The sequence below is a fragment of the Staphylococcus marylandisciuri genome, from assembly GCF_025519785.1.
In the GTDB taxonomy this organism is placed as follows: domain Bacteria; phylum Bacillota; class Bacilli; order Staphylococcales; family Staphylococcaceae; genus Staphylococcus; species Staphylococcus marylandisciuri.
Genome location: NZ_JAOPKZ010000005.1, coordinates 157692 through 168202, shown reverse-complemented (window position 1 = coordinate 168202; position 10511 = coordinate 157692). Strand labels below are relative to the sequence as shown.

Here is a 10511-nt window from a genome sequence, read left to right as displayed (position 1 = left end):
AGGGAGCAGTGCCAGTCGAAGACCGAGGCTGAGACGGCACCCTAGGAAAGCGAGCCAATAATACGAAGTATGGAATATGAAGAAGCACTCAGATGAAATGAAATAAATCATCTGAGTGCTATTTTTTCTGGGATTTATGTCCCAGCCTCTTTCTCTCTAGTCAAAGACCATTATGTCCCAGCCTCTCTGTGTTGGGGCCCACCCCAACTTGCATAGCTTATTGAAACTGGTTTGCCAGTTTCTCTCTGTTGGGGCCCCACCCCAACTTGTATAGCTTGCGGAAACTGGTTTACCAGTTTCTCTTTGTTGGGGCCCCCTGCTCAAACCTCAAACACTTTTGTCCCGACCTCTTTCCAACTACAGGTTATTATTTTTCAGGTTGCATAACTTCGTCGATCAAGCCATAATTTTTAGCTTCATCTGCTGATAAGAAGTTATCACGATCTGTATCTTTTTCAATTTGTTCAATAGATTGTCCAGTACGTTCTGCTAAAATTTTATTTAATTTAGCACGCGTTTTTAAGATGTGGTTAGCTGCAATTTCAATTTCAGTTGCTTGTCCTTGTGCACCACCTAGAGGTTGATGAATCATTACTTCAGCGTTAGGCAATGCGAAACGCTTGCCTTTAGTACCTGCTGCAAGTAAGAAGGATCCCATAGAAGCAGCCATACCTACGCAAATCGTTTGTACATCAGGTTTAATGTGTTGAATCGTATCATAAATAGCAAATCCAGCAGATACACTACCACCTGGTGAATTAATATATAAATAAATATCTTTGTCAGCATCTTGAGCTTGTAAGAATAATAGTTGGGAGACGATTGAATTAGCAACGTTGTCATCAATCGCTGAACCTAACATAATAATACGGTCTTTCAATAAGCGTGAATAAATATCATACGCGCGCTCACCACGGTTTGTTGTTTCAATAACTGTAGGAATTAAATTCATACGTAATTGCCTCCTTGTTTCTAAATACTAAATTCATTTTAACCCAAAAGTCAAACATGGTCAAAAATATCAACCTATTTCTTTAATTGTTCATAAGTATTATATTGACCTACAACAGTAAGATTTGTAAACTAGTAGTGTTACTTATTTATTATCCCCTCGTAGTGTAATGGATAACACGTAAGATTCCGGTTCTTAAAATAGGGGTTCGATTCCCTTCGAGGGGGTTTATATCAGTAATTTAAACACTGTTTGGAATTAAAAACCCCGTATCTACGGGGTTATTTGTATTTTGACTATCAATAACACACTATATAAAACTAAATTTTAGGGACTTTTTAGGGACCCAAACAACAAAATACCCACCTAAGTTTTAGTACTCTGTAATTTTGGGAGCGGGACAGAAATCTAATTTGAATAAAAATATTTCGTAGTCCCACCCCGGCAAGGATGACTAGAAAAAAATCTTGATACAAGCGCATTTTTCAAATTAGTCATCTACTGCCAAGATGCTGAAAGAGGCTGGGATTTATGTCCCAGCCTCTTTCTCTCTAGTTAAAGACTTTTATGTCCCAGCCTCTGCATGGTGTATCTCAACCTTTATACTACACATAAATTTAGGTGATCGAGTATCTTTTCCAAGTTTTAGATAAAAAAATAGGACTGTCGCAATGACCGCCCCTTAATTATTATCAGAATACCTCTTTTACAATTAATCTTTCATGCCAGATCCATTCATTATGATTATTCCAACAAATCCGACACCAACCATCAATAATTTCAAAAACATAAATTAAAGTGCCTGGCACATATTCAGCTTGTCCGACGTCAAAACGATAATTAGCACGGCTGTCACCGTAACGAGTGGCAGATGTAGCGCCTAAACCATCAACTTTTGCATTAAAATAAGCACCTTTTGACCATTTTAAGTTATAAGGCGCTCTACTCCCGCTGACAATCTTAATAGCCCCGTTACCTGCCGCCTTATGTGATGGGGGGTTAATTTTATTAGCGATTTTAGATGCGATATTCTCATTTTTGTAATGAGGACGGATAAAATGCGTACATCCATAATAATTATCCCATCTTAATTTTGCAGGCGTATTTGCATTACCATCAAAGTTTTGTTCTAAAATCAAAAATTGATTTGTGTTACCACTATTATAAACTATACCAATATGCCCAAACTGTTTATAAATTCCAGTCCTAAATACCGCCACGTCACCTACTTGTGGGACAAATGAAGGTGTATTCTTATAAATTGTAGCCTTATTTTTAAAATCGTTATTAATCGCATCTTTAGCATTACCCCACATCCTAATGCCAAGCAACCAATAAATGTAATCGACAGCTAAGTCCATACATTGATATGCCCAATAACCATCAAAATCAATATATCTCCCTTCATACCACCGCAAACGACTTCTAGCTTCACTAAATGTTTTCAAAATAACTCACTCCTTAATATTTTTTTCGTGGTTGTTCGTATTCTAGCGCCTGATGACTGTCACCAATACCTTCTGTGGTCATGTCAACCACAACACCTAAACTAACAAGCAACGTAAGGACACTATTGATTATCTTTACTACCATATCAACTTGTTGCGCATAATTTAATCCCAACGCACCAGTTACGTTTGTAATAAAAATGGCTGCTGCTGAAACGATAGCCACCCAAAAACTTTTCTTTTTCACTCTAACTTTCCAATTAATCATTTAAGTACCTCCATAATTTTATTTTTTGTATTGATCATAAATAAAATATTCACCTTTTAATCCAATTGCTTTATACATCGCACTAATAATTTTCGCTTGCACTTTAGCCCAACTAATATCAGTAGCATATTGATGTGTACCTGGTTTTTTCGGATTCCAACGCATACGATAAAGTGTATTTTGTCCTACATCAAAATACCCTTTTCCAACAAACTCAGCGCCACCAATAATCGCTTTAGCTGGTGATGTCCATCCACGACTACGTGCAAACTCGATTGCGTTATTTGGATTGTTATCAAAAGCACCTATTCCAAAATAGTTATATACACCCGTTCTACCACTTGCAAAGAATGATGTACCATTACCGCTTTCTAAAAACGCATGTGCAATCAGATAAATTTCATTCACGCCGTACTTTTTACAACCGTCGGAAAACGCTTGACCTTGACTAGATAAAGTCCCCTTGCCCACAAGCAACTTGTTTAATTTATCGACTGAAATACCTTGATATTGGTTCAGTTTCAAAAATTGATAAACTTGCACATTATCGTTAAAAATTTGGTTAGTATTCATTGCTGCTCTAGTTTGATTTAAGCTGGCTGTATACCACGTCACGCCATTAGAGGTTTGTGGCTTTGGATTAAGGCTGAATTGAATATTTAAAGCTTGTTTTAAGCTGTAATTGCTAACGATCCTATCAATTTTACTGTCTTGCTTGTACTTAATGTTATTGCTAGGTTTTAACTCGCTAGGCACAAACTTTGTATTTTCTTTAACGACTGTTCTAATCTTTATTTTTTCTACAATGTCTTTTGGTTTATTATTCAACAACTTATCTTTGTCTTTAAATAGCTTAATTAGATTGCTGACTGCCTTCTGATAGTCTTTTGATGTAAAACTACCGGACTTCAAAGAATCTTTACCAGTGTGCAATTTGAACGTTCTCCACGCTTCATTATCGTCTATGCTAATCGTTTTAGAATCCATTTTTTTATTGTTAGCACTCAGTATTGACTTAGCTACGGATAAACACTCTATTTCATTCATCTTAAAATTATCACTTAATGCGTTTCTGGTTTCAGCGATAGATAATACAACAGCATTATTGTGTCCTTCAACATTTTGTTCTATTGGTCTACACGCCCAAACGTTTAATCTATCTACGTAAAAGTGTGGTATATCTTTTTCTTTCAAATCATGCCTGTATTTGTAAATATCATTAGTAGACAATGCTGTGTTTGCATTTTTAATAACAATCTTATTAGGTTTATTGTTATAGTTTTCTGACTTTGTAATGTAGTGTACAAAGTGATTCGCTTTTACTAGCTCTATTCGCGCAGTAGTAAACAAGATTTTTGTTACCACTTTATAAATAAACTTGTTCGATTCAGGTTTTTTTGACGGTTCAGGATCTTCAGGAACGGGCTTGCTTTGTGGTAGTGTAGGTGACGGTTTGGGTTCTGCTTTGTATGCCGGTCTAACAAAGTGTGTTACACCAAAATAACTATGTTTTACTTTAGCAGCAGGACTACCGTAATAAGCGTTAGAATTGTTCCAGTTTTGGTCTACACTGTAAAAATAGTCTTTTGTTGATGGACCAACAACTATTGCGGTATGCCCCCATGTATTCCAATTGTAGTTACCGCCTGTCCACACCGCTATATCACCCGATTTAGGCACAAAATTGGAAGTGTTTCTAAACACTTTAAACCCCGCCGGGTAACGATACCAAGCCATATCACGTGCGTTACCTGGTGTCTTAAAGCCCCAAAAACGATTAAAAATATAGTTTGGTAAATCCCAACATTGCCGCCCGTAATAACCATCTACATCGACACCACTGCCGATTAAATTTATTGCCCAGTCAGCCACCTCTTTTGCCGTTGGTTTACCCGTTTTAGGTAGTGTCATGACATCACTTCACTTTCAAAAAATAAGCCGACACGTAAAGTGCCGACTTATAAAATTATTTACATTTACGTTTGTATAAGCAACAAGCTAACCCATTAACGCATTGATAGATGCAGTAATAACAACAATCATAACGATTGTTACCAACGCCCAAATAGCGCCAATAAGCCACTTATTCAAAGCTAGCGTCTTACCCTCGTTATTTTGAGCAACTTCCACTTGCATCTGATAGCGTTCTTCAATACGATTTAAAATTTTAGTTTGCTCTAGATTTTCCTCGACAACTTTTTCTTGCTTGTCTTTAAGCTCTTTATGCGATTCTTGTAAATCTTTATGACCTTGACCATATTCTTGACGCAGCGTTACCACATGGGATGCTGTTTCGTTAGTCATTTGTTCGATAGCATCAACACGTTCAGTTAGATCAGCAATTTCTTGTTTAATTTTCTTTATCTCATCCAAACAAACACCGCCTTAATATATTCTGAGCGCTCTTAATAAATACCGTAAATTGCAGTAATATAAGCATCTGAGTCCACTGCTTGAGCATCATCCGTTGCTTTTAAAGTCTCTTTTAAAACGATATGTGTATCATCTTTAATTTGGATTACAACCTCATCCAAACGACCATTTTTATATATGTCATCAGAACTACGCATTCCGATGTTATTCATAAAAATAGTACTACCGTTGTTAGGAATGTTAACCAATTCAACTGCAAATCTATTAGTTGTATATACTACTTCAATCATCAATTTACCAAAATCATGACAATTACCGCTTAATGTTGCGGTTTGCCCTTTCGTAATTTTACCTGACCATAACTTAACAGGTAAAGATGATACCCAACGCCCGTGTAGTTTACCTTTATATTTTTCGATAGAATACCCTGCGCCAAGCATGGTCATCATACCGTTGTCAGCGTCTTTCATTACGGCTTCAATATAACCATTCTCATTGTTAGAATTGCGAGTCGGTACATTTTGCGTTGTACTGTTAAAATAGTACACTCCTGATTTTGTAATGTTAGCAACGTTTTGTAGAACACCAGGCTTAACGCCATTAACTTCATCCTTAATACGCTCTAATTCTTCAGTAGTTTTTTGTTTTAAAGTATCTATTTTTGAACTAATCGCATCAACATTTTTATTAACAGTATTGAGTGCCTCGTTAAATTCACCTTTTGTTAATAACTCACGTTCATTTGCAATAGATTGAATCAAATCTAGTTGCTGTTTTAATGCTTTAGCTAGAGTAGCATTTGCTTTCACTTGAGCTTCTGTAGCTGTTGCTTTAGTACCTAATTCTTCTAAATACGTATTAATTTTATCTTCTAATTCAGCTTTTTTTTGCTGATACTCTGTAAAATACGATTCGGAATTGATTCCAAATTCAACCATATTTTTAAGTACTTTAATTTTAACTTCTAGCGTTGAATCTGTTTGTTCGCCACGTTTCAGTTTGAAAAAGGCTTGTCTATATTCACCTTCCGCCGTACTTGCTTGATGTGGGAATGTATATCTAAATACGCCGTTTACTGGATCTAATACGATAGCCCCGCGTGTATCAATTATTTTTTCACCATCTGATTTAACACCCTCAAACACTGGTGTAAGGCCGTTTAAGTTGTATGGAGTGCCATTTGACCACACTGTAACTGTTACTGTTTTAAGTCCGCCGTCACCAACACGCGTGACTAAGTATTGTTGCTTTTCTTGTAGTGTACCTTGCTTAGTAATATCGTAAAATAAGTCTTGATTGACCATTTATAATTTCACCCCTCTTAACCGTAAAAATAGTAATAATTTTTGAGTAACTCATGTACTATAACCTCATGGCCCAATTCATTCGGATGCAAGCCATCAACCATACATTTAGCTCTAAATGCTGGATTGTATGGATCAATTAAATCCGTATGATATGCATCAAATACAGGTACATTCAACTCTGTACATGCAAGCACTTGTGCGTTTACGTACGCTTCTAAATCAAGCCCTAGACTATTCTGGTCGGTGTCTTTGCGGCGAATTGTGGTACCGTTGACAGGTAACTGACGGGTTGCAGTCATTACAATGATTTTAGCGTTAGTATTGTTAGATTTAATCAATTCTACTGTTTTATAAAACGCACCATAGAAGGTCTTTTCGTTAGTCTTACTCATTCCGATAGGCACGCCAGTGGAAGCGTTGTGTAACCAGTCGTCATCCGTGCCTTGAATAATGACTAAGTCCATATTTTTGATTTTTGAAGCTTGCTCATAAATAGAACTAGCTTTGACCATTGACATAGTAGCGCCACTAACCGCTTCATTCTGTACGGTAGCACCTAACTTTTCAGACAGGTATTTACCAAAATTCTTATTTGACTTACTGCCTTTTGCGACAGAATCGCCGATAATCCCAATCTTTCTAACACTTTTGATTGTCTTTGACTTTTTAACAAAATCAGGAAAGATTGTACCGTTTTCAGTCACAATAAATCTATCATCATTAGACGTCTTTTGTAATTGACTTTTAATTTGATTTAAATCAGCATCTAATCGAGATTTAAGCGATGTGTGCCGTTCTCCTTTTAAATCACTCAAACTCTTTTCATAACCCTCTGTAATTGCAAGGGGAGACATTTCAGGCAAGACAATCGCTCTGATTTCTTTTTGAAGCTGATCATATCGTTTAGTAAAAAGTTTATCAATCAAACTGTCCAAATATTTAATGCTCGTTTTACTTTTGATTTCGGGTAACTCTGTCAGTAACTTATCAATCTCTTTAAAGTTACTTTCGACATCTTTTTTAAAATCACGAAATACACTAGATAACTTTAACTTCATTTTCAAACCTCCTAAAATTCTAAAATTTCATGTAGTCGTATCTTGTTCGCTTTCGTACTAGAACTACTATTTTCAGCGACACCAACGAGATAAGTATCGTAAATATAGACAACTTTTATACAATGTTCAATTGTACTAGACGTAACATTTGTCGGTATCATTTCCGTTACTTTAGCTTCAGTGTGATTTGTATGATATTTAGGCACATATTGATAATGGTATAAATTATCTGATGCATCTAAACGCCAAACTAGCACAATCCCATTCGCACATTCAGATAACTTTTTAGATAATGTGACCCTTTGTGATTCAGTTGGCCATAAATTCACATTACGATTTAAAATTTGTGAGCTACTAGATGTACTAGACCCAGATGAACCTGATGAACCACCATTTACCGTTCCGGAAGGTTTAGAATTTGTGTTTAATTTATCTAATTTGGCTTTATCAGCAGGGCTCATTAAACCCGCTTTAGACGCTGTCGCATTTGTTAAAGTTGCAGGGTCAAATGGTCTTAAGCCATCTAGTTTAGTTTTATCTGCAGCGCTCATAATGCCTGACTTCGAAGTTGTCGCTTCCGTTAAAACAGATGGATCAAAGTTCTCTAATCCATCTAACTTGGTCTTATCCTCTTTCGACATTAATCCGTCAATTGTCGAACTAGCCTTACCTAAACCATCTACTCCTTGTATATGCGTTCTCGCATAGACCTCTTCGTCATTGTAAGTCATCGTTCTAATTTGTGTGATCGGCATTAATATTTACCTCCTTGTAAAAAATAGACCCAAGTTTACTTGAGCCTACGTCATTCAAATTATCTAATTTTATTTTGTCATCTTTTGACATTAAACCGTTTTTCGTTGTCGTAGCAACCGGCACCACATCAACATTTATGCCGTTGCCATCAAGTGCAGTGACAAACTTTTTTCCACCATCATTGCTAATAGCAATGCCTTGGTCAGGTGTAAAAACAGTGTTCAGCAACTTGTTTACAGACTTTATACCTTTCGAGTCAGCTTTTAGCGCATTACCCATGTCTAGTACATTATTAGCTGCTGACATAAACCCTTTTATTCTATCTTTTGCATCTCTGATGTCTGTAGAAATGCCACTAATACTGTTAGCAAGACTAACGCTATTACTGACTTTTGAATTGTATCTATCCTGCTTTTTATAATCTCCAAGCGTAGCTTTTTGATCAAATATATTATTGTTGATGTCGCGTTTTGTTTGTACTTCTACAATTCTAACCCAGTCAAAAACATCAATAATATCATCTTTAACAGGTACGTGATCACCAACAATCGGAACCGCTTCTGCATACTCTTCTTGCAAAGCGATGAAGTCTAACGTCAAGGAGGTTTTTAATGAGTTATCAACAGTATTAATCATCTTATTACGTAAGACTTCTTTATCTTTAATCCTACCATCCATAATTGGAGGTGCTTCATAGATACCTATATCATCAGCTAACGGATGCTTGTATATAAGTTGTAATGATGCTTCTTGAAACTTCTCGTTGTCATCATAGTTACCGTAACCACGTATATAAGTATAAAATTCAGAAGAATCTTCTTCTAATTTGAAATTCAAAGCATTAGTGCCATTTTCGATAAAATAGTTTGCTTTTTGAAAGACCTTTTTAGTTAAAATAAATGTTTTTGTTTTCGGAACATATTTAAACTCAAGATTGTAGCGTTCTAAACCTTTTTGAAAGGTCTCAAGTACAGAGGCACCATCGCCAGCATTTTCAAATTTTGAAGCTTTAACTTTAGCGTCAAGTTTGTATTTATACCCTGTTCCTTTAAAAATGGTTGAAAAGAAGCGTTCGCCTGTAAAACTACCGGTTAAATTGTCATATATACGTTTTGCTTTTAAGTCATCTATTTGCTTTTCTTTGCAATGCACCGTAACACTTGATAGTAAAGAGTTAGAATTTTTGGATACTAAAACAACTGTATATATTTTATCGTCATTTTGACCACTAACATTAGTGACTTGCCATTTTTTAGAAATAGTATTTACAATTTCTCTGTTACTTTCGTTTTCCACAAAGCTAAACGTCAACTGACTTTCACCGCTTATACGCTCTGTCAGTTCTGTCGGCACTTGTAGAAAATATGCTTCACCTAAAATGTTTCTTAATTTAATCATCTCTTTATCTACCTACTTACTATAAAATCGCATATCAAATTCGACTTTTTTTACATTTTGATTAAATCTAAACTCGTTAAATCCGGGCAAAAACACAGGTAATGACAAATTCGATTCATTCACAACAGATCTACCGTTTTTAGTAATCCTTAAACCGTCGTACGTTAAAACATCACCAGGCTTAAAATCGACGCCACTCACACGCATTAAGTCACTGCCAGAAAGAGACCACTGAAAATCATTCGTTGCTTTACCTATCGTGATTCTGACCTTTTTGTACATATTGAATTGCTTGTTAGAAACAGTGCCGTGATAATAAACCGAACCACTTTTTAAATTATCAAAAATATACGTTTGTTTTGCAGTATCATCAAAATCAATGTCATCATCAGACGCCCAAAACCCATTGATTAATTGTTTGTGCAAATCTAAACTCGTTTCAACAGACTCTGCAAATGGCAAATGAGTCGTTACAAATTCTAATGTTACGTTGCCTATATTGTTTTTTTGCTCTGGAGACAATATATTAGACAACTTAACAAGATACCTTTTAGCGTTGACTTGAAAATTATCATCATCAAAAATAGGTCTGCCACGATTATCAACTTGTTGATAATCGCTTGCTAAAGTGTTCTTGAATTTATAGTTTACTTTATCGTGTTTACGCAACTCTTGGATATAAAACGGCTTTTCATCTTGCACTAATTCATATAACAAATTACGTTGTATTGCGTAATCTAAATTATCATCAGCCACAAAAAATACAGGTACATGTATTTTACGTGAATGATATAAACTACTTACAAGATGTCTGCCATGCATGCCTTCATAATCTTGATAATCATCTTTCATTTCGATACTTTCGACAATCACATCTTTAACAATCATATTATAATCTTCTAAATGGTAGGAAGTACCATCTAGCTTCGAAATTTTAATGTCCATCTATGA

11 protein-coding genes and 1 tRNA gene are annotated in these 10511 nt (G+C 35.7%); 1 reads left to right on the top strand and 11 read right to left on the bottom strand.

What is annotated here, in order from left to right:
* Positions 1-156 precede the first annotated feature (156 nt).
* On the bottom strand, positions 157-324 hold the full coding sequence (locus N9R04_RS04385; protein WP_262855323.1) for a hypothetical protein: 168 nt from the start codon (positions 322-324) through the stop codon (positions 157-159).
* Between the two features lie 43 nt (positions 325-367).
* Positions 368-952, bottom strand: a complete 585-nt coding sequence (clpP, locus tag N9R04_RS04380) for an ATP-dependent Clp endopeptidase proteolytic subunit ClpP (protein ID WP_262855322.1) — start codon at positions 950-952, stop codon at positions 368-370.
* 155 nt (positions 953-1107) lie between these two features.
* Between clpP and N9R04_RS04375 the strand changes: the two genes are divergently transcribed.
* Positions 1108-1179, top strand: a tRNA-Arg gene (locus tag N9R04_RS04375).
* A gap of 465 nt (positions 1180-1644) precedes the next feature.
* On the opposite strand, the gene N9R04_RS04370 is transcribed toward N9R04_RS04375, so the two are convergent.
* The 9 genes from N9R04_RS04370 to N9R04_RS04330 all read right to left on the bottom strand — a co-directional run bounded on the left by N9R04_RS04370 (position 1645) and on the right by N9R04_RS04330 (position 10505).
* Positions 1645-2400 (bottom strand): CHAP domain-containing protein, encoded by a 756-nt coding sequence (locus tag N9R04_RS04370; protein ID WP_262855321.1) that lies wholly within the window; start codon positions 2398-2400, stop codon positions 1645-1647.
* 13 nt (positions 2401-2413) lie between these two features.
* Positions 2414-2668, bottom strand: coding sequence for a phage holin (locus N9R04_RS04365; RefSeq protein WP_262855320.1), 255 nt, complete (start codon positions 2666-2668; stop codon positions 2414-2416).
* Positions 2669-2686: 18 nt separating this feature from the next.
* The gene (locus N9R04_RS04360) at positions 2687-4579 is read right to left on the bottom strand and encodes a glucosaminidase domain-containing protein (RefSeq protein ID WP_262855319.1); all 1893 of its coding nucleotides are present in this window, start codon (positions 4577-4579) and stop codon (positions 2687-2689) included.
* An 87-nt stretch (positions 4580-4666) separates the two neighbouring features.
* Positions 4667-5041, bottom strand: coding sequence for a hypothetical protein (locus N9R04_RS04355; protein ID WP_262855318.1), 375 nt, complete (start codon positions 5039-5041; stop codon positions 4667-4669).
* 32 nt (positions 5042-5073) lie between these two features.
* A complete protein-coding gene (locus N9R04_RS04350) occupies positions 5074-6345 on the bottom strand; it encodes a BppU family phage baseplate upper protein (RefSeq protein ID WP_262855317.1) in 1272 nt (423 codons plus the stop codon).
* A 17-nt stretch (positions 6346-6362) separates the two neighbouring features.
* Positions 6363-7406 (bottom strand): SGNH/GDSL hydrolase family protein, encoded by a 1044-nt coding sequence (locus N9R04_RS04345; protein WP_262855316.1) that lies wholly within the window; start codon positions 7404-7406, stop codon positions 6363-6365.
* A gap of 11 nt (positions 7407-7417) precedes the next feature.
* Positions 7418-8161 carry a hypothetical protein gene (locus N9R04_RS04340; RefSeq protein WP_262855315.1) on the bottom strand — a complete coding sequence of 248 codons (744 nt, stop codon included), beginning with the start codon at positions 8159-8161 and terminating at the stop codon, positions 7418-7420.
* A complete protein-coding gene (locus N9R04_RS04335; RefSeq protein WP_262855314.1) occupies positions 8142-9560 on the bottom strand; it encodes a tail tube TT1 domain-containing protein in 1419 nt (472 codons plus the stop codon). Before N9R04_RS04335 ends, N9R04_RS04340 begins: the two co-directional genes overlap by 20 nt.
* A gap of 12 nt (positions 9561-9572) precedes the next feature.
* On the bottom strand, positions 9573-10505 hold the full coding sequence (locus tag N9R04_RS04330; RefSeq protein WP_262855313.1) for a phage tail domain-containing protein: 933 nt from the start codon (positions 10503-10505) through the stop codon (positions 9573-9575).
* Positions 10506-10511: the final 6 nt, after the last annotated feature.